This is a genomic window from Bosea vestrisii, from assembly GCF_030144325.1.
GTDB classification, from domain to species: Bacteria; Pseudomonadota; Alphaproteobacteria; order Rhizobiales; family Beijerinckiaceae; genus Allobosea; species Allobosea vestrisii_A.
In genome coordinates this window covers 1,883,381-1,907,772 of record NZ_CP126307.1, presented here as the reverse complement: position 1 = coordinate 1,907,772, position 24,392 = coordinate 1,883,381, and the positions used below count along the sequence as shown (strand labels likewise).

18 protein-coding genes and 1 pseudogene are annotated in these 24,392 nt (G+C 66.9%); 9 read left to right on the top strand and 10 right to left on the bottom strand.

Annotated elements, in window-relative coordinates:
- Positions 1 to 20 precede the first annotated feature (20 nt).
- On the top strand, positions 21 to 1,130 hold the full coding sequence (locus QO058_RS09545; RefSeq protein ID WP_284171788.1) for a 5-methyltetrahydropteroyltriglutamate--homocysteine S-methyltransferase: 1,110 nt from the start codon (positions 21 to 23) through the stop codon (positions 1,128 to 1,130).
- Positions 1,127 to 2,083: a catechol 2,3-dioxygenase gene (locus QO058_RS09540; RefSeq protein ID WP_284171787.1), complete on the top strand. Its 957-nt coding sequence runs from the start codon at positions 1,127 to 1,129 to the stop codon at positions 2,081 to 2,083. The genes QO058_RS09545 and QO058_RS09540 overlap by 4 nt, the downstream gene beginning before the upstream one ends.
- A 30-nt stretch (positions 2,084 to 2,113) precedes the next feature.
- Here QO058_RS09540 and QO058_RS09535 read toward each other — a convergent pair whose 3' ends face one another.
- The 10 genes and pseudogenes from QO058_RS09535 to QO058_RS09485 all read right to left on the bottom strand — a co-directional run bounded on the left by QO058_RS09535 (position 2,114) and on the right by QO058_RS09485 (position 16,694).
- The gene (locus QO058_RS09535) at positions 2,114 to 2,785 is read right to left on the bottom strand and encodes an AroM family protein (protein ID WP_284171786.1); all 672 of its coding nucleotides are present in this window, start codon (positions 2,783 to 2,785) and stop codon (positions 2,114 to 2,116) included.
- Positions 2,786 to 2,844: 59 nt separating this feature from the next.
- Positions 2,845 to 4,518: an OPT/YSL family transporter gene (locus tag QO058_RS09530; protein ID WP_284171785.1), complete on the bottom strand. Its 1,674-nt coding sequence runs from the start codon at positions 4,516 to 4,518 to the stop codon at positions 2,845 to 2,847.
- 48 nt (positions 4,519 to 4,566) lie between these two features.
- Entirely contained in the window at positions 4,567 to 8,415 is a 3,849-nt protein-coding gene (locus QO058_RS09525; protein ID WP_284171784.1) for a hydantoinase B/oxoprolinase family protein, read from the bottom strand.
- Positions 8,412 to 9,197 (bottom strand): IclR family transcriptional regulator, encoded by a 786-nt coding sequence (locus QO058_RS09520; RefSeq protein ID WP_284171783.1) that lies wholly within the window; start codon positions 9,195 to 9,197, stop codon positions 8,412 to 8,414. Before QO058_RS09520 ends, QO058_RS09525 begins: the two co-directional genes overlap by 4 nt.
- A 443-nt stretch (positions 9,198 to 9,640) precedes the next feature.
- Positions 9,641 to 10,702, bottom strand: coding sequence for an ABC transporter ATP-binding protein (locus tag QO058_RS09515; RefSeq protein ID WP_284171782.1), 1,062 nt, complete (start codon positions 10,700 to 10,702; stop codon positions 9,641 to 9,643).
- Positions 10,703 to 10,711: 9 nt separating this feature from the next.
- A pseudogene (locus tag QO058_RS09510) lies at positions 10,712 to 12,903 on the bottom strand (ABC transporter permease).
- Between the two features lie 43 nt (positions 12,904 to 12,946).
- The gene (locus QO058_RS09500) at positions 12,947 to 13,987 is read right to left on the bottom strand and encodes an ABC transporter substrate-binding protein (protein ID WP_432212030.1); all 1,041 of its coding nucleotides are present in this window, start codon (positions 13,985 to 13,987) and stop codon (positions 12,947 to 12,949) included.
- A gap of 68 nt (positions 13,988 to 14,055) precedes the next feature.
- Positions 14,056 to 14,856 (bottom strand): inositol monophosphatase family protein, encoded by an 801-nt coding sequence (locus tag QO058_RS09495; protein WP_284171779.1) that lies wholly within the window; start codon positions 14,854 to 14,856, stop codon positions 14,056 to 14,058.
- Positions 14,856 to 15,857, bottom strand: a complete 1,002-nt coding sequence (gene iolG, locus QO058_RS09490) for an inositol 2-dehydrogenase (RefSeq protein WP_284171778.1) — start codon at positions 15,855 to 15,857, stop codon at positions 14,856 to 14,858. The genes QO058_RS09495 and iolG overlap by 1 nt, the downstream gene beginning before the upstream one ends.
- 36 nt (positions 15,858 to 15,893) lie before the next feature.
- On the bottom strand, positions 15,894 to 16,694 hold the full coding sequence (locus tag QO058_RS09485; protein ID WP_284171777.1) for an SDR family oxidoreductase: 801 nt from the start codon (positions 16,692 to 16,694) through the stop codon (positions 15,894 to 15,896).
- 121 nt (positions 16,695 to 16,815) lie between these two features.
- On the opposite strand from QO058_RS09485, the gene QO058_RS09480 reads away from it, so the two are divergent.
- From QO058_RS09480 to QO058_RS09450, 7 genes are all read left to right on the top strand, one after another.
- Positions 16,816 to 17,664 (top strand): MurR/RpiR family transcriptional regulator, encoded by an 849-nt coding sequence (locus QO058_RS09480; RefSeq protein ID WP_284171776.1) that lies wholly within the window; start codon positions 16,816 to 16,818, stop codon positions 17,662 to 17,664.
- Entirely contained in the window at positions 17,657 to 19,564 is a 1,908-nt protein-coding gene (locus tag QO058_RS09475; protein WP_284171775.1) for a bifunctional 5-dehydro-2-deoxygluconokinase/5-dehydro-2-deoxyphosphogluconate aldolase, read from the top strand. The genes QO058_RS09480 and QO058_RS09475 overlap by 8 nt, the downstream gene beginning before the upstream one ends.
- A gap of 64 nt (positions 19,565 to 19,628) precedes the next feature.
- Positions 19,629 to 21,470 carry a 3D-(3,5/4)-trihydroxycyclohexane-1,2-dione acylhydrolase (decyclizing) gene (iolD, locus tag QO058_RS09470; protein ID WP_284171774.1) on the top strand — a complete coding sequence of 614 codons (1,842 nt, stop codon included), beginning with the start codon at positions 19,629 to 19,631 and terminating at the stop codon, positions 21,468 to 21,470.
- 14 nt (positions 21,471 to 21,484) lie between these two features.
- Complete coding sequence (iolE, locus tag QO058_RS09465; RefSeq protein ID WP_284171773.1) at positions 21,485 to 22,384, top strand: myo-inosose-2 dehydratase; 900 nt, start codon at positions 21,485 to 21,487, stop codon at positions 22,382 to 22,384.
- A gap of 14 nt (positions 22,385 to 22,398) precedes the next feature.
- Complete coding sequence (gene iolB / locus QO058_RS09460) at positions 22,399 to 23,202, top strand: 5-deoxy-glucuronate isomerase (protein WP_284171771.1); 804 nt, start codon at positions 22,399 to 22,401, stop codon at positions 23,200 to 23,202.
- The gene (locus tag QO058_RS09455) at positions 23,199 to 23,954 is read left to right on the top strand and encodes a hypothetical protein (RefSeq protein ID WP_284171770.1); all 756 of its coding nucleotides are present in this window, start codon (positions 23,199 to 23,201) and stop codon (positions 23,952 to 23,954) included. Before iolB ends, QO058_RS09455 begins: the two co-directional genes overlap by 4 nt.
- A gap of 158 nt (positions 23,955 to 24,112) precedes the next feature.
- Entirely contained in the window at positions 24,113 to 24,391 is a 279-nt protein-coding gene (locus QO058_RS09450; RefSeq protein ID WP_284171768.1) for a hypothetical protein, read from the top strand.
- The last annotated feature ends 1 nt before the right edge of the window (position 24,392 follow it).

The window sequence follows — 24,392 nt, the reverse complement described above, 5'->3', positions numbered from 1 at the left end:
AACCGAGGAAAGGAAACGCCATGAGCCAGAGACAGAAGCCACCGTTCCGGGGCGACATGGTCGGCAGCCTGCTGCGCAGCGCGCCGGTCAAGGACGCCCGCGCCAAGCTCGCTGCCGGCGAGATCGGCCAGGCCGAGCTGACGGCGATCGAGGACGAAGAGATCAGAAAGCTCGTCCGCAAGCAGGAGGAGGTCGGCCTGCAGGCGGTGACCGATGGCGAGTTCCGCCGCGCCTTCTGGCATTTCGATTTCCTCGACGGCCTCTCCGGCGTCACCAGCTTCGAGACCGATTCAGGCATCCAGTTCAAGGGCGTCACCACCAAGGGGCATGCGGTCCGCGTCACCGGCAAGCTCGACTTCCCGGACGACCATCCGCATCTCGCCCATTTCAAGTTCCTGGCCTCGACGACCAGTCGCGTGCCGAAGATGACGATCCCGAGTCCGTCGATGCTGCATTATCGCGGTGGACGGAAGGCGATCGATCCTAGCGCCTATCTCAGGGTCGAGGACTACTACGACGATCTCGGCAAGGCCTACGCCAAGGCGATCAAGGCCTTCTACGATGCCGGCTGCCGCTATCTGCAGCTCGACGACACCAGCCTGTCCTATTTCTGCGATCCGGAGCAGCGCAAGATGCTGGCCGAGCGCGGCGACGACCCCGAACAGCTGGTCTTCATCTATCGCGACGTCCTCAACGCGGCGCTCAAGGCCAAGCCGGCCGACATGCAGATCACCACCCATACCTGCCGCGGCAATTTCAAGTCGACCTTCATCGCCTCGGGCGGCTACGAGCCGGTTGCCGAGATGGTCTTCAACGAGATCAATGTCGACGGCTATTTCATGGAGTGGGACGACGACCGCTCCGGCGGTTTCGAGCCGCTGCGCTTCCTGCCCAAGGGCGACAAGCAGGTCGTGCTCGGGCTGGTGACCTCGAAGTTCGGGGAGATCGAGAGCAAGGACAATCTCAAGCGCCGGATCGAGGAAGCCTCCAAGTACGCGCCGCTGGAACAGCTCTGCCTGTCGCCGCAATGCGGCTTCGCCTCGACCGAGGAGGGCAATGTCCTGGCCGAGGATGAGCAATGGGCCAAGCTCTCGCGCATCCTCGAGGTTGCCAAAGAGGTTTGGGGATGAGCGGGGAGCCCTGCTTCGACATCGCCCATCTCGGCCATGTCGAACTCTTCACCGATAAGCCGCAGGAGAGCCTCGACTTCTTCGTCAATATCTTCGGCCTGACGGAGAGCGGGCGCGAGGGCGACAGCGTCTATCTGCGGGCCTGGGACGACTATGAGTTCCACACGCTGAAGCTGACCGCGGCGAAGACCACGGGCGTCGGCCATATCGGCTACCGCGCCACCAGCGAAGCGGCGCTGCTGCGGCGCGTCGCGGCGATCGAGGCGATGGGCTGCGGCATCGGCTGGGTGGAGGGCGATCTCGGCCATGGCCGGGCCTATCGCTTCCGCGACCCGGACGACCATGTCTTCGAGATTTATTTCGAGACCAACAAATATGTCGCTCCCGAGAAGGAGCGGCCTGCCCTGAAGAACCAGGCGCAGCGCAACCATGGCCGTGGCTGCGCCGTGCGCCGGCTCGACCACCTCAACCTGCTGGCGCAGGACGTCGCGGCAATTCGCGACTTCATGCCGAAGGCGCTCGGCAGCCGAGTGACCGAGCAGATCGTGCTCGATTCCGGCGAGGTCGGCGGCTGCTGGTTCACCGTCAACAACAAGAGCTACGACATCGCCTATACCCGCGACCACACGCCGGCACGCGGGCGCTTCCACCATGTCACCTACGCCGTCGACCAGCGCGAGCACATCCTGGAGGCGGCCGATCTCTTCCTCGAGAACGGCGTCTTCATCGAGACCGGGCCGCACAAGCACGCGGTGCAGCAGACCTTCTTCCTCTATGTCTACGAACCCGCCGGCAACCGCGTCGAGATCGCCAATGCCGGCGCCCGCCTGATTCTTGATCCAGATTGGCAGACCGTGACCTGGACAGAAGAGGAGCGGAAGAAGGGCCAGGCCTGGGGGCTGAAGACGATCGAGAGTTTCCACACCCACGGCACACCGCCGTCGGCGAAGTAGCTCGGCTTTGAGAGCGCTGAAGCTGCGCTCTCAAACCACTTCCGAGACGATCTTGGCGATCAGCGCGTTCGACAGGATGACCGGGAGGCCGGCGGCAGCCGCCTCCTGGCGATGGCGCTCGACGAAGCCCATGCAGTCCATCAGCAGGATGTCGGCGCCGCGCTCGGCGAGCGCTTCGGCGGCCTCCAAGACCGACGGGCCGTCGCCACCATAGGGCGAGGCGGCGGCATAGATCGGCGGGCGGGCGAGCGGCGCCCATTTCCCGGCTTCCGAGGCGATCTGCTCGGCGAGCGGCACGATGATGCCGAGTTGGGCATCCTGGACCAGCGCCGCAACCGTCGGCGGCAGGATGCGGTCCGGCTCGATCAGTCGGGCACGCTCGGTCCGGAGACTCGCGAAATGCCCGGTGCAGAGCATCAGGATCGTGCTGCAGCCGGCCGCTTCGAGCGCGGCGAGCTTGGTTTGCGCTGCACGCTCGGTGCGCTGGCGGTCGATGACGACCGAGGTTCCATCGAGCAGCTTGGTGATCAGCAGCGCGCCGCCGGCCTCGGGTGCGAAGTCGCGGCTGATCTCCTTGCGCGACAGGCCATCGAGTACGCCGGCATGCAGTCGCAGCAGTTCCGGGCCCAATACTGAATCGAGAATCGGCGTGATGTCGGCGCGCGGCGCCTGGCCGATGGTGAGGGTGCCGAGCTTGGCCATGGAGGCCTCCTTCCAAAGATGCAGAGGCCCGGGTTGTTGCCAAGCCGGGCCTGTCGTCCTCAGCGCTTGAAAAAATTCTTCGAGACGGAGTCGAAGAAGGAGAAGATCGCGTCGCCGGCGATGACGCCCGCGGCGAAGACCTCCATGTCGCCTTCGCCGGACGAGCCGCGCAGCTTCTCCCAGACGAGGCGGCAGAGGATGCCGGCCAGCACCGCCCAGCCCGCCATCGGGAAGTTGATCAAAAGGCCGGTGGCGAAGAGCACGCCGATCTGCCGCTTCGGCCCACCGACAAATTGCAGGATCGCGCCGGGGATCGCCCAGAGGAAGAGCTGCCAGGCGACACCGGGCGCGACGCCGGCCTTGATCGTCGCGGCATAGACCTTGTCGACGGGGGCGACGAGGTTCTGGTCGAAATAGGACTGGTAGGAGACCAGCACGACCGCGCCGGCGATGACGAAAGCGAACATCGCGGCGAAGAGCTGCTGGCGGCGGCCTTCGCGCTCGAAGGCGGGATCGGCGCCATTGCCACGCAGGAGGTAGCCGGCCTTGAGGTCGTAGCCCATGTCGGCGAAGGCCGGACCGGTCGCGGCCGAGAAGCCGACGAGCAGCGCCAGCGCCGGCATCGGGAAGCCGATCAGCATGCCGATGATCAGGGTGATCAGCGCCACCGCGAAGGCCGGGAACCAGCCTGAATGCATCGCGGCCAGGCCGACGATCAGTTCATGCACATAGGCGGCGAAGGCGGCGTAGAGCACGAACAGGATCAGCATGCCGATCGACATGTCGGTCATCAGCCCGCCCACGAGCGCGATGAAGATGGCGATGACGAGATAACCGATCGTGCCGAGCCCGAGTGCGCGCTTCACCTCGGCGTCGGAGGTGCCGGAGGCGGCCTCGGCCTGCTTCTGGGCTTCGTCGCGGCGGAAGAGTAGGAGGCCGACCTGGAGCAGTGCGACGAGGCCGGCGCCGATCATGAAGCCGTGCGGGATATAGGCGGCCATCAGGTCGCCCTTGGGGATGACGGTCTCGAAGAGCGGGCCGCCGAAGATCTGGCCGGAATAGCCACGCAGCAACAGGCCGATGCCGAACATGGCCAGCGCCCAGATATTGCCGATGAAGGCGACGCCGAAGGCGGACATCGGAATGCCGGAGACGGCGGCCGAGCCGGCGAAGCCGATCCAGGCCAGCGGCACCTTGACGAAGCCTACGAGGATGGCGGTGACGAAGCCGACGCCCATCAGCACCGCCTTGCGGCCGCCCTCGTCGCCGGCCTTGATCGCTTCGGCGGCGGCGACGCCCGGAGGCCAGGCGCCGGTCGCCGGGAAGACACGGGAATCGAACATTCGGTAGAGCAGGTAGCCATCGAGCAGCATGGCGAAGAAGGCGCCGGCCAGCATCGGCAGCACCAGGTCCGGACGGCCGAGCAGCCAGGGGATGCCGACCGGCAGCAAGAGGCTGTTCGCCGCGCCGAAGGTGGCCGAGGAGATCGCGCTCTGGGCCAGGTTCTGGACATGGATCGAGCGGTAGCGCGAGAACATGGCGAGCGGCACACGCGCCAGCGCCATGGCGGCAAGCGCCCCGATCAGCGAGGTGTTGGCGGTGATGCCGAGCGACACCAGCAACTGCATCCCGATGATCGCGCCGAAGACGCAGAGGATCGCGATCAGCGCCAGCGTCGCCGGCTCGAACAGGCTGGGGTGCCGCCGAGGCACTCCGTCATTTTGCGTCGTCATGCCTTGCGTCCCCATTATTGGCCCCTTTGGGCGTGTCGTTCTCAATCGTTAGGCAACAAGGATGCCGGTCTTGGCTTCGCCGACATCCTGGGAAGCATGGGCGGCATGCATGCCGTAGTCGCGCCTGGCCGCCTCCGGCGAGACGAGGCCAAGCGCGATGTCGCGGGCGATCGCCTCGCGGGAGCGCTCGGTGGCCGGGCCGTAGCCGGCGCCGCCAGCGAGCACGAGCTCGACGATCTCATGCGGCTGCTTGACCTGGACGAGGTCGCCGGTGCCGACGTCCTTGAGGACATGGCCCTGCTCGTCGATGACGCGGCCCGAGGCGCCGCCGCCGGCCTTGCCCTCGAAGAGGCCTGGGATCGGGTTGTTGACCCCTTCCGGATAGAGCGAGACCAGCGTCGGCAAGCCGTCATCAGAGAGCTTGCGCAGGCGCACACGCTGGCCGAGGCCGCCGCGCCACCGGCCGGCGCCGCCGGAGTCGGTGAGGTAGGTCTTCTCGACCACCAGCACCGGCACACGCGATTCGAAGGTCTCGATCGAGGTGTTGGCCGCCGAGGTCGGGTAGAGCAGGCCGGACTTGCCATCGCCATGGGCCGATCCGCCCTGGCCGCCGCCGACGAAGAGCATGTCGGAATAGGTGTCGCCGGCCTGGTCGCGGCCATAGACGCTCGCGGCGACGGGGAGGCCGGTGAAAGCCTGAACCTGGCGAGGCGCCGCCTGCGACAAGGCGCGGAAGATGTTGGGCGCGAGGTACCAGCCGGTGCGGGTGCGCAGGTTGACCGCCAGCGGCTTGTCGCAGTTCAGGATCGAGCTCTTGGGCGCATCGATCGAGAAGGCGCGATAGCAGCCGGCATTGCCGCGCACCGACGGCGTCAGCATGCATTTCAGCGGGTAGGTCGCGTGCGCCATCGTATAGTTGAGCGTGCAGTTCAGTCCGCCCTGCGGCAGCTGCGGCGGCGCACCGGCGAAATCGAGATGGATCGTGTCGCCCTTGACCGTCAGCGCCAGCGGATAGGTCATCGGCGTGCCGAGCGGGTTGTTCGAGACGGTGCCGTGATAGGTGCCGTCCGGCAGTGCGCGGATGGCTTCGCGCATCGCCTTCTCGGAGCGGCTCTGCACGACATGGGCAAGCGCCCTGAGGTCCTGCATGCCGTAGTCGGTCAGGAAGGACGCCAGCCGTTCGGCGCCGATCGCGTTGGCCGCGACGAAGGAGTGGAGGTCGCCGAGCACCTGTTCGGAGTTGCGCACGTTCTCGGCGAGCAGGCGGACCAGCGTCTCGTTGATCCTGCCGGCTTCGTAGAGCTTCATCGGCGGGATCTGGAAGCCTTCTTCGTAGATCTCGCGGGCCCGCAGTGAGTCCTTGGTGCCGCCGATATCGGAGACGTGGCCGACCGTGCCCATCAGGCCGACGACGCGGTTGCCGAGGAAGACCGGAGTGACGATGGCGATGTCGAAGAGATGGCCGGCGCAGAGCCAGGGATCGTTGGTGATCAGGACGTCGCCGGGCTTCAGCGTCTCGGCCGGATAGCGTTCCAGCAGCGCCTTCACCGCGCGCGGCAGCGTCAGATTGAAGACCGGCATGGCGCGGGGCGAGTGCGCCAGCGTCTCGCCTTCCGGATCGAGCAGTTCGCAGGCGAAGTCCTGCGCCTCGGAGATCACCAGCGAGAAGGCGGTGCGGCAGACGGTCAGCCACATCTCCTCGACGACGTTGATCATCCGGCTCCACATGATCTCCAGCGAGATCGGATCGGCCTCGATGCGCCGCGCAGCCTCGGCGAGCGGCATGTCGGCGGTGATCGTGGTCTCGACCGCGTTGGCCTGGCCGACATGGATGATCAGGTTCAGGACATCGTCGATCGCGACGCTGTCGCCCGGCGGGACGATCGTGGTCGCCTCGCGCTCCTCGATGATGGCCGGGCCGCTGATGATGTCGCCCGAGCGCAGGGCGTAGCGGTCATAGACCTCGGCCTCGCTCCAGCCGCCCTCGAACCAGGCCTGGCGGCTGCCCTTGAGCTTGGCCATGGCGTCGCCGCCGCCGGCCGCGCCGGAGAGCGACAGCGTCGGCACCGGGCCGGCGCAGCGGACACGGAAGTTGATCGCCTCCAGCCGTGCGCCCTCGTAGACCGAGGTGTAGCGAGCCGAATAGGCCTTGCTGAAGGCGGCGCGGATCGCTTCCAGGCTCGACGCGTCGATCGCGCCGGAGGGCAGCGGCACGGAAATGTCGTGCATCTGGCCGACGAGGCGCATATCGGCCGAGCGCTCGACCGTGACGTCGGCGGGCTTCACCCCGGCTTCGATCAGGTGCTTGCGGCCCTCTTCTTCCAGCTCGGTCAGCACGCGGTTGACTGCGGTGGCATCGAAGCCTTCGGAGAATTCGACCGGCAGCGAGCGCACCTGGTCGAAGGAGAGCGGCGCGGCGAGGAAGCCGAGTGCCGAGGCAGCGCCGGAGGCCGGCGGGATGATGACCTGCTTGACGCCGAGCACGCGGGCGACATCGACGGCATGCGCCGGGCCGGCGCCGCCAAAGCCGACCATGGCGTAGTGGCGGGGGTCCTTGCCCTTCTCGACGAGATGGACGCGGGCGGCGGCGCCCATGCTTTCGACTACGACCTTGTGGATGCCCCAGGCCGCTTCCTCAATGGAGAGGCCGAGCGGCTCGGCCACCGTGGCGACGGCGTTGCGCGCCGCTTCCAGATCGAGCGCCATGCGCCCGCCGAGGAAGAAGCCGGGATCGTAATAGCCGAGCACGAGATTAGCGTCGGTGACGGTCGGCTTCACGCCGCCCATGCCGTAACAGGCCGGGCCGGGATCAGAGCCGGCCGAATGCGGGCCGACCTTGAGCAGGCCGACCTCGTCGATCGCCGCGATCGAGCCGCCGCCGGCGCCGATCTCGATCATGTCGATCACCGGCGCCTTGATCGGCAGGCCGGAACCCTTGGCGAAGCGGTTGACGCGGCCGGCTTCCAGCATCGGCGCGATCTCGGCGCGGCCGTCCTCGATCATGCAGGCCTTGGCGGTGGTGCCGCCCATGTCGAAGGAGATCACGTCCTTGTGGCCGGCGAGCTCGCCGAACAGGGCTGTGGCGAGGCCGCCGCCCGCGGGGCCGCTTTCGAGCAGGCGGATCGGGAAGGTGCGCGCCGTCTCGGGCGAGACCAGGCCACCGGCCGAGTGCATCAGCCGGAGTGCGCCGGTGAAGGAGCGGGCGGCGAGCTCGCGCTCCAGCCGCTCCAGATAGCGCCGCATCAGCGGCTGGACATAGGCGTTGGCGGCGGTGGTGACGAAGCGCTGGTACTCCCAGATCTCGGCGACGACCTCGCTCGACAGGGAGATGGTCAGCTCGGGGCAGGCCTCGCGGACGATGCGGCCGGCCTCCTGTTCATGCGCCGGGTTGCGGTAGCTGTTGAGGAAGCAGATCGCGATCGCCTCGCAGCCGGCGGCGGCGAGCTCGCGGGCGGCTTTGCGAACGGCCTCGGCATCGAGCGCGGTCACGACCTTGCCGTCGCGGTCGATGCGCTCGGGCACTTCGAGGCGGTGTTCGCGCGAAACCAGCGGATCGGGGAAGGTCAGGAACAGGTCGTAGATGTCGTAGCGCTGCTCGGTCCCCATTTCGAGGATATCGCGGAAGCCCCTGGTGGTGATCAGGCCGAGCCTGGAGCCCTTGCGCTCGATCACGGCGTTGGTGACGAGCGTCGTGCCGTGAACGATGTCGCCGACATCAGCGAGCGTGATCCCGGCCATCTCGACGAGTTCGCCGAGGCCGATCAGCGCCGCCTCGGAGGGGTCGTACGGCGTGGTCAGGCGCTTGTGCAGGAGGACCGAACGTTCCTGCCCGTCATAGAGGATGAAGTCGGTGAAGGTGCCGCCGATGTCGAAGCCGATACGCCAACGATTGCTCATGGAGCAGTCTCCGCGGGTGAGATGTTCAAGGGGAAAAAGCGTTTGTCGCGGGTCAGCGCGGCGATCTCGGCGGCGCCTTCGGCCAGGGATTCGATGATGGCAAGACGCTCGCCCGGCTCGACCGTCGCGGCCGGGAAGGAGATGCAGAGCGCGACCTCGTCGCCCGTCGCGGGATCGCCGAGGCCGACCGAGATGGCGCGCACGCCGCGCACCGCCTCGTCATGGGATTCGGCGAAGCCGGCGCGGCGGGTGTCGGCCAGCCGCGCCAGCAATTCGTCAATATCGCGCGGTGCGGTTTCGGACGGGGCGGCGAACCCGTCCGGGTAGAGCGCACGAACCTCGTCGTCGGACAGCCTTGCGAGCAGGGCTCGGCCGGTACTCGAGGCGAAGGCGGGAATGCGGTCGCCAATCGAGGTGACGACCCGAAGCGCGTGCCGGCCAGGATGGGCGGTGACGCCGATGATCTCGGTGCCACGACGCACGCTGATGTAGCCGGTATGGCCGATCTGGTCGGAAACGCGCCCGACCACGGCGTCGGCGCGGTCGATCAGCGATGCCGCGAAACGGTAGAGCTGGCCGACCTGGGCGAGCAGCAGGGACGGGCGATAGCGCTTGCTGTCGCCGACCGTCTCCAGAAGCCCCTCGTCGCGCATCGCCCGCAGCAGGCGCGAGGCGTTGCTTTTGGGCATGCCGAGCAGGGTCACGAGGTCGGTCACGGTCACGTCGTGACGCGTGCTGGAGAAGCAACGAAGTACGTCTGCGGCTGCCGTCAGGATGGACATCCGGTCGCTTCCAAGAAAGTTCCATAAAATGGAACTCTAGTTCCAATAAAGGGAACAATACTCTGGAGCGGTAATGAGTCAAGACGGTTTGTGTCGCGAGTGAAGGCGCACGCAGGCCGAATAATGCGCATGACCGCGCAACGGGCCGCGACACCCGGCAGAGCCGTCACATCATGCGGAAGCGCCTGCGAACAGGCTGCCGCAGAGGCATCGCCGGGTCGGACTGGCGTTATTTAAGGGGGATTTTTATCTTGCTAGAGCGTGCTGATGTCCCATGGAACCACCATCGTCATCCTGGGCGAGCGAAGCTCGGTCCGGGATCCATCGTAGAGCTCCGGACCCTTATGATGGATCCCGGAGCTGCGCGGCTTCGCCGCTTGTCCAGGATGGCGGCGGGGTTCCGAGTCAAATCAGCGGGCTTTAGCGGGGGCGAGGCCCGCCGCTCAGGGCACCAGGATCACGCCCGAGCTCGCAAAGGAGAGCCAGACCGGCGTGCCCGGCGCCAGCATGTCGTCGACGTCGTGGCTGATGACGAAGAGCTCGCCGACAGCGGTCTCGATCATCAGGTCGAGATGGTTGCCGAGATAGGCGCATTTGCGGACATTGCCGGGCAGAGCACCCTGGCTCTCATGGCGCGAGACCAGGAGGCTCTGCGGCCTGATCGCCGCCTTGGCCGCCCCGGGCTGCAGGCCGCGCGCCAGCAGCGAGACGTTCGCCGGGCCGATCGCGACCGCTGCTCGTCCATCCGCGACCGATTCCACGGTGACGTCGACCATGTTGGCATCGCCGATGAAGTCGGCGACGAAGGCGTCGGCCGGCTCCTCATAGAGCTGGCGCGGCGTGCCCTCTTGGGCAATGCGGGAATTCGACATCACGATGATGCGGTCCGAGACGGCGAGCGCCTCCTCCTGATCGTGGGTGACATAGGCGACGGTGAGGTTGAGCGTCTGCTGCAGCTCGCGGATCTCCTCGCGCACGCGCCGGCGCAATTTGGCGTCGAGATTGGAGAGCGGCTCGTCGAAGAGTAGGACCTGCGGCTCGAGCACGAGCGCGCGGGCGACCGCGACGCGCTGCTGCTGACCGCCCGACAACTCGGAGGGATAGCGCTTCTCGAAACCCTTGAGGCCGACGAGCGCCAGCTTCTCCAGCGCCATCTCCCGCGCCTTGGCCTTGGGCAGGCCCTTCACGGTCGGGCCATAGGCGGCGTTGTCGAGCACGTTCATATGCGGAAAGAGCGCATAGGACTGGAAGACCATGCTGACGTCGCGATCAGCGGCGGAAAGCCGGGTCACATCCTTGCCGCCGATCAGGATCTCGCCTTCGCTGGCGATCTCGAGCCCGGCGATCATCCGCAGCGTTGTGGTCTTGCCGCAGCCGGAGGGACCGAGCAGCGTCACCAGCTTGCCGGCCTCGACCGTGAAGCTGACATTGTCGACCGCCGTCACCGCACCATAGCGCATGCTGACATTGCGGAACTCGACGGAGGCGGGGCCGGCCTTGGACATTGGAAGCGCTTATCCTTGTTTGATCGGCTCGGCGGCGGAGGAGGCGAGGGCGGGCGTGCCGCGCCGGCCGAGCTTGCGCTCGCCGACGCCGAGCTGGATCAGGCTGATGCCGATCGCCATCACCACGATCAGCACCGAGGAATAGGCGATGGCGAGACCGAACTCGCCGGCCTCGACCCGGCCGACGATATAGGCGGTGGCGAGGTTGTACTCCGCCGAGACCAGGAAGATCACGGCGCTGACCGTCGTCATGCTGCGCACGAAACTGTAGACCAGCGCGGCGACGAGGGCCGGGCGCAGCAGCGGCAGCACCACCCGCCAGAGCGTGGTGAAGCTGCGGGCCGAGAGCGTCGCCGAGGCCTCGTCGAGACTCCTGTCGATCTGCGACAGGCCGGCGATGCCGGAGCGGACGCCGACCGGCATGTTGCGGAAGACGAAGGCGATGATCAGGATCAACCCGGTGCCGGTGATCTCGACCGGCGGGACGTTGAAGGCGAGGATATAGGCGACGCCGAGCACGGTGCCGGGAATGGCGAAGCTCAGCATGGTCGCAAATTCGAGCATGCCGCGCCCGGCGAAGCGCTGGCGCGTCAGCAGGTAGGCGGTGAGCAGGCCGATGATCGCCGTCAGCGGCGCCGAGATCGCCGCGAGCTTCAGCGTGGTGAAGAAGGATGGCCAGGCCGAGCCGTCGAAATAAAGCCCGCGGCTGAAATCGATCGAGAAGCCGGTGATGTAATGCTGCAGCGTCGGGGTGTAGTCGCGCCCCATCGTCTTCACGAAGCCGCCCATCAGGATGACGACGTAGATCACCGCGGTCAGCGCCACCCAGGGTACGATCACCAGCGCGGATATCCAGGTGATCCGACGCGGCAGTGGTGTCGGCAGGCCGGAATCGCCCTTGCCGGTGACGGTCGTATAGGACTTGCTGCCGAGCCAGTTCCGTTGTGCCCAGAACGCGGCCAGCGTAAATCCCAGCAGCACGACGGCGAGCACCGCCGCCTGGCCCTGGTTGTGCGCGGCGCCGACCACGGCGAAGAAGATCTTGGTCGAAAGCACCTCGAAATTACCACCGAGCACCAGCGGATTGCCGAAATCGGCCATGCTCTCGACGAAGCCGAGCAGGAAGGCGTTGGCAATGCCGGGGCGCAGCAGCGGCCAGGTCACGGTGCGGAAGGTGGTCCAGCGCTTGGCGCCGAGCGTCTGCGAGGCTTCTTCCAGGCTCGGTGCGATGCCCTGCACGACACCGATCAACACGAGAAAGGCGATCGGCGCGAAGGCGAGGACCTGGGCGAGCAGCACGCCGGGCAGGCCGTAAATCCAGCGCGAGCGCGGCACCCCGAACCACTCGAACATCATATTCGAGAACAGGCCGGACCGGCCGAAGAGCAGGATCAGCGCCAGGCCGATGACGAAGGGCGGCGTGATGATCGGCAAAACGGTGAGCAAGCGCATGGCGCGCTTGCCCGGCATGCCGGTGCGCAGGATGAGGAGTGCGCAGGCGAGGCCGAGCAGAGTGGTGATGACGCCGGTCAGCACCGCCAGGATCAGCGTGTTCCAGGCGACGCCGCAATTGGTGTTGGCGGAGAGGCAGCCCAGCCCCCCAGATCGAGGGGGCTCAAGAAGCGCTCGATGAATTCGCTGAGAACGAGGGCGCCGCTGGAATCGACCAGCGCGCTGCGCAGGATCGTCGAGACCGGCAGGAAGATGAACAGCGCGATCAGCATGACGACGATGCCGATCGAGGACGTCGTGAAGAGGTCGCCACGGCAGACGCCGCGATAGGCCAAGCCGTGGCAGAGCAGCAGCAGAAGCGAGACCAGCGCCACCAGCGCGCCAAAGCCCATGCCAGGCTGAGCGGCGCCGGCGCCACCCAGCAGGGCGGCCAGCGCCGGCATGCCCTGGTCTTTCAGGGTGATGGCGAAACCCTGGGCGAAGAAGAATACGAGGCCCGCGAGGCCGATCCAGGCCAGGAGCTTGCCGGTCACCGCGTTCTCCTGCCGGGCGCTGAGCAGGCTCGCCAGGACGAGGGCGATGCCTATCGGCAGGAGCCAGGGTGCTGCTCCCGAGAGCGCGAGAGCGAGCGCCGTGCCGCTCTTGCCGAACGGGTAACCGGCGAGGCTCATCCCCTCGGGCAGATACCAGGGGATGAGCGCATAGCCGAGCCAGCCGGCCAGCAGCACAAGCCTCGTCGCGGGACGCATCGTCTCTTGCCTCTCGTCTCAGATGTCCGCGATCAGTCTGCGCTCACTTGGGCAGCGCCTTGATCTCCTTGTCCCACTTCGTCAGCAGGCGGACGCGCTCGGCCGAGGAGCCGTATTTGACGAAGTCGTAGTTGATCAGCTTCATCTCGGACATCTTCGGCGCCTGGGCCGGCACCGGCGCATTCTTGTTCGACGGCACCTGATAGGACTTGGCCGGCGCCGCCAACGCCTGCGCCGCCGGGGTCAGGGCCCAGTCGTAGAACTTCTTGGCGTTGTCGAGATTGCGGGCGCCCTTGACGATCGACATCGAGCCGATCTCGTAGCCGGTACCCTCGCAAGGGGCGACGGCCTTGATCGGGTCGCCCTGCACCGCGAAGACGACGGCGTCATGGATGAAGACGATGCCGACGGCAGTCTCGCCGAGGCTCGCCGCCTTGGCCGGGGCGGCGCCCGACTTGGTGTACTGGCTGATGTTCTTGTGCAGCGCGCGCAGATAATCGAAGCCCTTGTCCTCACCCATCAGCTGCACGACCGTGGCGAGCAGGTTGTAGGCGGTGCCCGACGAATTCGGGTCGGCGACCTGGACGTCGTCCTTCAGCTTGGGATCGAGCAGGTCCGCCCAGCATTTCGGTTCGTTCAGGCCCTTGGCCTTGATCTGCTGGGTGTTGTAGCCGAAGCCGAGCGCACCGGCATAAATGCCCATCGAGCGCTTCTTGGCGGCGTTCCATTGCGCCAGAGCCCAGTCGTGCATGTCCTTGTTGGCCGGCGATTCATATTCCTGCGTCAGGCCTTCCTCGGCCGCCTGCAGATGCGGGTCGCCGGTGCCACCCCACCAGATGTCGCCGCGCGGGTTCGACGATTCCGCCTTGAGCTGGGCGTAGATTTCGCCGGCCGACTTGCGGGTCATCGCGACCTTGATGCCGGTTTCCTTCTCGAAGGCGCCGCTCATGGCGCGGCACCATTCCTCCTGCACGCCGCAATACATGACGAGCGAGCCCTGGGCCTGGGCCGGGGCAGTGGCGAAAGCAGCCCCGGTGGCCGCGACCGCGAACAGTCCGGCGCGAAGCCGGTTGAATGACAGCATGTTTTCCTCCCGATGTCTGGTTCTGACTTGTTCTTCTTGGGTCGATAGTGACCGTTTGCTCGAAAAGATCAACGATCCTTGCGCCGGCTTACTATGCCAGTGATGCGCTCCAACTCATCTTGCAGCTCCGGCGTGCAGCACAGGACGGGGTTTCCGGCCGCGATGGCATCGCCGCTGAAGAAGTCGTTGATCCGGGCGCCGGCCTCGGACGCGATCACCAGACCGGCGGCGACATCCCAGGCGTTGATGTGCAGTTCGGCATAGGCCTCGGTGCGACCGTTCGCGACGTGGCAGAGGCCGAGCGCGCCGGAGCCCGAGCGCTTCACGGACGCGCCGGCGGCGAAACCCCGGCCGACCATGGCGAGGTAATCCTCGTTCGGAATACGCGTCGACCAGCCGAATTCGAGATAGGCGCGGCGGATGTCGGCCGTGCCGGAGACTTTGATCGGCTCGCCGTTCATGGTCGCGCCGCGGCCGCGGCGGCCGAAATAGACCTCGCCCAGTGCAGGCGCGGCGATGATACCGATCTCGGGCACGCCGTTCAGCAGGAGGCCGATCGAGATGCACCAGGTGCGATCGCCGCGGGCGAAGTTCGAGGTGCCGTCGATCGGGTCGATGATCCAGACCGCATCCGCCGCTTCGCCGCCGCCCTCTTCGCCGATGACGGCATCAGCGGGGAGGAGCACGGCGAGACGTTCGCGCAGGAAGGCCTCGACGGCGCCGTCAGCGACGGTGAGCCAGTCCTGCGCGCCCTTCATGCTGACGCCGAGGCTGTCCTTGCGGCTGAAATAGCCGAGCGCCAAGCGGCTGGCCTCCTCGACGAGGCCGAGCACGGCGTACTGGCGCAGGTCCAGCTCTGCAGGTGTCATCACAGCGCCTCGAGCGAGACGGAGACCGGCTTGCCGGTGCGGCGCGATTCAGTCGCGGCCTCGGCCAGGATCTGCGCCTTCAAGCCGTCGAGCCCGGAAGGCGAGGGCGCGCGCCTGTCGCGGCAGGCCGTGATGAAGGCGTCGAGCTCGGCGCGATAGGCGGCGGCATAGCGCTCCAGGAAGAAGTTCTGCACCGGATCGGCGCGGAAGCCGGCGCCGGTCGCGATCTCGACTGTGGTCTCGTGGATGTTGCCGGCGCGCAGCATGCCCTTGGAGCCATGCACCTCGATGCGCTGGTCGTAACCGTAGGTGGCGCGGCGGGAGTTCGAGATCTGGGCGATGCGGCCGCTCGCGGTGCGCATCAGCACCGCTGCGGTGTCGACGTCGCCGGCGTGGCCGATCGCCGGATCGACCAGCGCCGAGCCGAGCGCGAAGACCTCGACAGGCTCCTCGGCGAGGAGGAAGCGCGCCATGTCGAAATCATGGATCATCATGTCGCGGAAGAGCCCGCCCGAGCGCTTGACGTATTCGACCGGCGGCGGGCCGGGATCGCGCGAGATCACGCTGACGATCTCGATCGCGCCGGCCTCGCCGGAACGCAGGCGCCCTTCCAGCGCGGCGAAATTCGGGTCGAAGCGGCGATTGAAGCCGATCATCAGCGGCTTACCGGATTTCGCGACCACCTCGAGGCAGCGGCGGATGCGGCCGGCGTCGAGATCGACCGGCTTCTCGCAGAACACGGCCTTGCCGGCGGAGATCGCGGCCTCGATCAGGTCGGCATGGGTGTCGGTCGGGGTGCAGATCACCACAGCGTCGATGCCTGAATCGGCGAGGATCGCCTCGGTGGTCGCGACCTTTGCGCCGGAGGCCTGGGCGAGCGAGGCGGCGGCGTCCGCCGAGGCATCGGAAAGCGCGACCAGCTGCGCATCGGAGCGCGCCGCGACATTGAGCCCGTGAATGCGCCCGATACGGCCGGCGCCCAGCAATCCAAATCTCATCACGTCCGTGGTCCTGCGGTTCGAGAGTGTTCCGGCGCTTCAGTCGTGCGCGCCGAGAATGGTCTGGTCGAAATCGACATTCGCGCCGGTCATCAACCCCGATTCGGATGACGCCAGATAGGCGACGGCCTTGGCGACCTCGCGCGGATCGATCAGGCGGCCGAATGGCCTTCCGGCTTGCGCCTGCTCCAGCCAGCCATCCTGCGCGCCATGGCGCAGGCGCATGATCGCGTCCTCGCCCGGCGTCGACATCCAGCCGATATTGAGGCCGTTGACGCGGATGCGATCGGCGAGGAGGCCGTAGGCGGCATTGCGGGTCAGCGTCGCCAGCGCGCCTTTCGAGACGCTGTAGGCGGCGAGGAAGGGCTGGCCGCCATGGGCCGACATCGACTGGATGTTGACGATGCTGCCTGCGATCTTCTCGCGCCGCATCAGGTTGGCCGCATCCTGGATCAGGAAGAAGGGCGCGGTCAGGTTGACCGCCATGATGTGGGCGTAGAGCTCGGGGCTGGTGTCGAAGATCGTGCCGCGATCGGTGTCTCCAGCGGCATTGACCAGGATGTCGAGCCGGCCGCAAGCTTGCTCGGCGGCAGGGACGATCTTGCGGACGGCATCGAGATCGGCGAGGTCCGCGGTATGGAAAATCGCTTTGCAGCGGGCCGTGGTAAGGCTGGTGGCGACGGCTTCGCCGCGTTCGCGGTTGCGGCCGGTGAGAATGAGGCCTGCAGCGCCGCGTGCCGCAAATTCCCGGGCGATCGCTTCGCCCAGGCCCTGGCTGCCGCCGGTGACGACGGCGACTTTGCCGTCGAGTTCGCGGCGGAAGTCGGTTGGCTGGGGCACCTCTGATCTCCCTGGCAGCGCCACTGTCACAATGGCACATTATTTTTATTGCGCTTGACTAATGGAACAAACATTCCATTCTCTCCCGGCACAAGTCAAGGCCGCGAAAGCCCCTATTCCCATGTCGTCGCCACTGCAGCAGGACCCGCCACGGGACGATTTCGACGGCTTCGTCGCGCTGCTGCGTGAGCGCGGGCCGAACCTGCCGAAACGGCTGCGGCAGGTCGCCGATTACGCGCTCGCCAATCCCGACGACATGGCGCTCAGCACCGCGGCGCAGGTGGCGCAGCAGGCGGGCGTGCAAGCCTCCACCCTGGTGCGTTTCGCCCAGGCGCTCGACTATTCCGGCTTCAGCGAATTGCAGCAGCTCTTCCGGTCGCGGCTGCGCCAGCAATTCCCGGATTATCGCGAGCGGCTGGTGGCGCTGCGCGAGGAGGGTGCGGCTGGGCCGAACATGGCCCAGGTGCTGCTCGACGGGTTTGCTGAGGCCAGCCGCAGCTCGCTGTCGCGTCTGCAATCGACGATCCGGCACCACGATGTCGACAAGGCGACGGACCTGCTCGCCGCAGCGGAGACGATCATCCTGATCGGCGCGCGCCGGATGTTCCCAGTGGTGTCCTATCTCGCCTATGCCTTTGGCAAGCTCGGCATTCGGGCGGTGCTGGTCGACAATATCGCCTCGCTCGGGCCCGAGCAGGCGGCGATCGCGCGCAAGGGCGATGTCGTCGTCTCCGTCAGCTGTGCGCCCTATACACCGGGAACGGTCGCGATCGCGGCTGCGGCTTACCAGAAGGGCATTCCGGTGATCGCGATCACCGACAGCGCGCTCAGCCCGCTCGCCCAGTACTGCTCCCTATGCCTCGAGGTCGAGGAAGCCGATTACGGCGCCTTCCGCTCGATGTCCGCCACCTTCGTGCTCGCCATGACGCTTGCCGTCGGCACCGCCGAGAAAGTCCGCTCCGATGTCTGAACCCGTGCTCGACCTGATCTCGATCGGCCGTTCCTCGGTCGACCTCTATGGCCAGCAGATCGGCGGCCGGCTGGAGGACATGGCCTCGTTCTCCAAGGCGGTCGGCGGCTGCCCGACCAATATCGCGATCGGCACGGCCCGGCTCGGCCTGAAATCGGCGGTGATCACCCGCGTCGGCGACGAGCAGATGGGCCGCTTCATCCTGGAGCAATTGCAGCGCGAGGGTGTCGCGACCAAGGGCGTCGTCGTCGATCCCAAGCGCCTGACCTCGCTGGTCATCCTTGGCGTGCGCGACGAGAAGACGTTTCCGCTGATCTTCTATCGCACCGATTGCGCCGATGCGGCGCTCGACGAGGGCGAGATCGACGAGGCCTTCATTGCCTCGGCGAAAGCGGTCGTGGTCACAGGCACGCATTTCGCGATCCCCAATGCCGCCAAGGCGCAAAGGAAGGCGATCGCGTTCGCCCGCAAGCACGGCCGCAAGGTCGTGTTCGACGTCGATTACCGGCCCAATCTCTGGGGTCTCGCCGGCCATGCCGCCGGCGAGGAGCGTTACATCCGCTCCGACACCGTGACCCAGCACCTCCAGGCGATCCTGCCGGACTGCGACCTGATCGTCGGCACCGAGGAGGAACTGCACGCCGCCGGCGGTTCCGAGGACACGCTCGCCGCGATCCGCAACATCCGCAGCCAGAGCAAGGCGACGATCGTCTGCAAGCGCGGGCCGATGGGCTGCGTCGTCTTTCCAGGCGCCATTCCCGCTTCGATCGAGGACGGCATCAAGGGGCCGGGTTTCCCGGTCGAGGTCTACAATGTCCTGGGCGCCGGCGACGCCTTCATGTCCGGCTTCCTGCGCGGCTATCTGCGTGACGAGCCGATCGAGACCTGCTGCACATGGGCCAATGCCTGCGGCGCGTTTGCGGTGTCGCGCCTACTTTGTTCGCCGGAGAGTCCGACCTTCGCCGAACTGCAATTCTTCCTGAAGCACGGCTCGCCGCACCGGGCGCTGCGCCATGACATCGCGATCAACCACGTCCATTGGGCGACGACGCGCCGGCCGCAGGCGCAGACGCTGATGGCGCTCGCCATCGATCATCGCTCCCAGATCGAGGCTATGGCCGACGAGGCAGGCGTGCCACGCGAGCGTATTGCGGTCTTCAAGCGGCTCGCGGTCGATGCCGCCGCGCGGATCGCCAAGGGTGCCGACGGCTTCGGCATGTTGCTCGACGGGCGCCATGGCCGCGAGGCGCTGTTCCGCGCCGGCGATCATGGCTTCTGGGTCGCGCGGCCGCTGGAGGTGCCGGGCTCGCGGCCGCTGCGCCTCGAAACCGATGCGGACGGCTCGCTCGGAGCGGTGCTGAACGAGTGGCCGGTCGATCATGTCGTCAAGGTGCTGGCCTTCTATCATCCCGATGATGATGCGGCGCTGAAGACTGAGCAGGAGGCCGTTTTGAAGCGCGCTGCGCTGGCCTGCCGGCAGGTCGGCCGCGAGCTTCTGGTCGAGATCATCTGCTCGAAGAACGGCCCGCTCAGTGATGACACCATGGCGAGCGTGATGCGCCGGCTCTATGACATCGGCATCAAGCCGGACTGGTGGAAGCTCGAGGGGCAGCCGACAACGGTGGCCTGGGCGGCGGTCGATGCCGCGATCGCAGAGAATGATCCCTATTGCCGCGGCGTCGTGCTGCTCGGGCTCGATGCGCCGCTGCCGGAGCTGGAGACGGCTTTCCGGCTGGCGCAGACGGCGAAGACGGTGAGGGGTTTCGCGGTCGGGCGCAGCATCTTCGGCGAGGCGGCACGCGGCTGGCTCGTGGGGACACTCGACGACGAGGCCGCGACCGCGATGATGGCCGAGCGCTTCGGCCGGTTGGTCGACGCCTGGCAAGGTTCGAATTCCTGAGTTTGCAAGACGCTTGCGCTCGTCCATCACAGGATAAGCGACGGGCGCGCCGAGGAGACGCACGATGAGTACTGTCAGGCTCACCATGGCGCAGGCGCTGGTGGCTGCGATGGCGGCGCAGAAGACGGTGGTCGGCGGCCGGACGCTGCCGCTCTTCGCCGGCGTCTGGGCGATCTTCGGTCATGGCAATGTCGCCGGACTGGGCGAGGCGCTGCATGGCGCCCGCGACATCCTGCCGACGCTGCGGGCCCATAACGAGCAGGCGATGGCGCACGCGGCGATCGCCTTCGCCAAGGCCTCGCGCCGGCGCCGGATGATGGCGGTGACGAGCTCGATCGGGCCGGGCGCGACCAATATGGTGACGGCCGCGGCGGTCGCGCATGTCAATCGCCTGCCGTTGCTCCTGCTGCCGGGCGATGTCTTCGCCGGCCGCCGGCCCGATCCGGTGCTGCAGCAGATCGAGGATTTCGGCGACGGCACCGTCTCCGCGAATGACTGCTTCAAGCCGGTCTCGCGCTATTTCGATCGGTTGACGCGGCCGGAGCAGCTGATCCCGGCTTTCGAGCGGGCGATGCAGGTTCTGACCGATCCGTCGGAATGCGGGCCCGTGACGCTGGCGCTGTGCCAGGACGTCCAGACGGAAGCCTATGACTATCCGGAGAGCTTTTTTGCCGAGCGGATCTGGACGCCGCGCCGGACACGGCCGGACGAGCAGGAACTGGCCCAGGCTGTCGCGCTGCTGAAAGCGGCAAAGCGGCCGCTGGTCGTCGCAGGTGGCGGCGCACTCTACAGCGAGGCCGAGGGTGAGCTTGCCCGCTTCTGCCTGGCGCACGGCATTCCGAGCGCCGAGACGCAGGCCGGCAAGAGCGCCTTGCCGCACGACCATCCGCTCAATCTCGGCGCGATCGGCGTGACCGGCACCGGCGGCGCCAACGACGCGGCGAAGGTGGCCGATGTCGTGCTCGCCGTCGGCACGCGCCTGCAGGATTTCACCACCGGCTCGCGCGCGCTCTTCGACGATCCGGAGTGCCGGATCGTCGGGCTCAATACGCAGGCCTTCGATGCCGGCAAGCACGGCGCTCAGCCGCTTGTCGCAGATGCCAAGGCGGGCCTCGCCGAGCTGGAAGCTGCACTTACGGGCTGGAAGGCGCTGGCTGGCTGGACGGCTCAGGCGCAGGCGTCCCGCGATGCCTGGCTCACCACCGCCGCGCGCTATACCGCGGCGAGCAACCAGGCGCTGCCAAGCGATGCGCAGGTTGTCGGCGCGGTGCAGCGCCAGAGCCGGACGAGCGATGTCGTGCTCTGCGCCGCAGGCGGCCTGCCGGGCGAATTGCACAAGCTCTGGCAGCCCGGCGCGCCTGGCGGCTACCATATGGAGTACGGCTATTCCTGCATGGGCTACGAGATCGCGGGTGGGCTCGGGGCCAAGCTCGCCGACCCGGCGCGCGAGGTCTTCGTCATGGTCGGCGACGGCTCCTATCTGATGATGAACTCGGAGATCGCGACCTCGGTGATGCTCGGGGTCAAGCTCACCATTGTCCTGCTCGACAATCGCGGCTTCGGCTGCATCAACCGGCTGCAGAACGCGACCGGCGGCGCCTCCTTCAACAACCTGCTGCGCGACACCCGCCACGAAACGCTGCCCGAAATCGATTTTGCCGCGCATGCCGGCTCGATGGGCGCGATTTCGCGCAAGGTCGCTGGTCTGGCCGAGCTGGAGACCGCGCTCGCCGAGGCCCGCGGTCATGATCGCACCAGCGTCATCGTCATCGATACCGACCCGCTGATCTCGACCGATGCCGGCGGGCACTGGTGGGAGGTCGCGGTGCCGGAGGTTTCGGGGCGTGACGAGGTCAAGGCGGCGCGCAAGCGCTATGACGATGCGCTGGCCAAGCGCGACAACTGACTGACGAGGACGACATGCCTATCCGTATCGGCGCCAACCCCATCGGCTGGTCGAATGACGATCTCCAGGACATCGGCGGCGCGACGCCGCTCGAAACCTGCCTGGCCGAAGCCCGTGAAGCCGGCTTCGTCGGCATGGAGCTCGGCCACAAGTTTCCGCGCGAGCCGAAAGCACTGAAGGCGGCGCTAGACCCCTTCGGCATGGCCTGCATCTCCGGCTGGTATTCGGCCGAGCTGCTGACGCGCGATGCGGATGCAGAGCTGCGAAGCCTCCGGCCTCATCTCGAACTACTCAAGGCGATGGGCTCGACCGTGCTGGTCTTCGCCGAGACTTCGAACGCGATCCATGGCGACCGCAGAAAACCCTTGTCGCAGCGGCCGGTGATGGCTGATGAGGATTGGGCCGAGTTCGGCCGGCGCATTACCCAGGTGGCGGAGCAGACGCGCGCCGAAGGTATCAGGCTGGTCTACCACCACCACATGGGCACGATCGTCGAGAGCGAGGCCGATATCGACGCCTTCATGGCGGCGACGGGCGAGGCAGTGCATCTGCTGCTCGACACCGGCCACGCGACCTGGGGCGGGGCCGATCCGGCCAAGCTCGCCGAGCGCTACCGGTCCCGTATCAGCCATGTCCATGCCAAGGATGTGCGCAAGGCGGTGATGGAGCAGGCGCGGCGGGAAGACTGGAGCTTCCTAGACGCGATCCTCGGCAAGGGCAAGGAATTGGGAGTCTACACCGTGCCGGGTGACGGCATGGTCGACTACACCGGCGTGTTCAAGGCGCTGCCGGACTATTCCGGCTGGGTCGTGGTCGAGGCCGAGCAGGATCCCGTGAAGGCCCACCCGCTCACCTATGCCAAGAAGGGCGTCGCCCATCTCAAGCAGAGCCTGAAGGAGGCCGGGTTCGCCTGAGCCCGGGAACGATCATGTCGAAGCTGCTGGTCAAGCCGCAGGCGCCCGATGCCGAGGGCCGCATCCACGAAGTCACGCCTGAAACGGCCGGCTGGGGACATGTCGGTTTCGCCGTGCACCGGCTGGCGGCCGGGCAGAGCCTGTCGCGCGAAACCGAAGACAGGGAGCATTGCCTCGTTTTGCTCTCGGGCAAGGTCGCGGCCAGCGCCGGCGGACAGGATTTCGGCGTGATCGGTGGGCGGGCCTCGCCGTTCGAGCCCGATCCCTGGTCATTCTATGTGCCGGCCGGCTCGAACTGGAGTGTCACCGCGCAGGGGCCGTGCGAAATCGCGGTCTGCTCGGCGCCGGGGACGGCCGGCACGCGTCCGCCCCGCGTTATCGGCCCAAGCGATGTCGGCAGCCTGACGCGCGGGGAGGGCAGCAACACCCGCCATGTCCGCAACATCCTGCCGGAGACGGAGGCCGCCGATGGTCTCCTCGTGGTCGAGGTGATCACGCCCTCTGGCTGCTGGTCGAGCTATCCGCCGCACAAGCACGATCAGGACAAGCTGCCGGCGGAATCGTTGCTGGAGGAGACCTATTACCACCGGCTCAACCCGCCGCAGGGCTTCGGCTTCCAGCGCGTTTACACTGATGACCGCTCACTCGACGAGACTATGGCCTTTACGGATGGCGACGTCGTGCTGGTGCCGAGAGGCTATCACCCGGTCGGCGCACCGCATGGCTATGATCTTTATTATCTCAACGTCATGGCCGGACCGAAACGGGTCTGGAAATTCCATAACGACCCCGCGCATCAGTGGATGCTGAAGGCGTGACGACCACGACGATGCAGGCCGAGCTGATCGGCGACGATGAGCTCGCCTATCTCCGCAGCCGGACGGCGTTGGTCGCCGGCGCTGGCATGGCGCTCGACGATGGCTACCGGCTGGCGCATCTGCCGCTGATCGACCCGCATCACCCAAAGGCGATCGCGCGCAAGGACGGGACGCATTACGAGAACGGCCGGCATCCGTCGATCTACTCGCTGGTGGTGCCGACGCTCGGCTTGCAGGAAGCGCCCGCCTACCGGGAACTCGAACAGGCGCTGCGTGACGCTCCGTTTGCGAGCAAAATCGCCTGGGACATCGTCGCACGGCGGCAGGCGAAGCTGCACGCGACGGTGTGTGGCTCACTCTCGGTCGGTGCGCCGCCGACGATCAACCAGGCTGCGCGGGACGCCCTGTCGCGCCTCGGCCCGGTTGAGATGGAGCTGCGCGGCCTGTTCTCCGGCAATGTCAATCGCGGCCGGCTCTATCTCAGGCTCTATCCGGAGCGTCGCGACGGGCAGAACGCCCTGCACCTGATGCAGCGGGCGCTCGGGAGGCCGACCAGCGATCTCTATGTCGTCGGCATCTGGAACCTCAGCGAGGATCTCGATGCGGCTGAGGCGGCAGTGCTCGCCGCCATCCTGGATCGCTGGTGGGACCGGCCGACCCTGCGCTTTACCGCGGATCGGCTCTGGCTGATGGGAGCGAGCGACGATCTCGTGCTCGACTCCGAGATCGTCGAAACGATCAGCCTGAAATAGGCCTTACGACGGAGAGGAGCGCCGTTGCGGCTTGCCTTGTCTGCGCGAGGGAGTTACCTCGCGCTCACAGCATTCTGCCGCCTCTGGGCGGCTCGCGATCCCTCGGCCCGCCCTGTGCGTTGCTGCCGGAGGGGTCGCCCAACCGACAAGGATCGATCATGGCCCGCAAGAAGTCGAAGCCGCTGGACGCCGCCTACGTCCTGTTCGATGTGTTCTACGAGGATGGCTCGCGCAGCTCCAATCGCCGCGTTCCCACCGAATTGCTGGGTGGGATCGACGGCGATGAACCGGCGCGAGATGCCATCCTGGAACAAGATCGCGTCATCGCTGAGCGGTCGGGCAAGCCGCCGCTCGCGATCACGAGCCTGGTCCGCGCTGGCGATGCCGAGAAGCAGGCAGCCCGCCAGGCGGAGAAGGCCTCGCGCCGGTCGGGCTGAT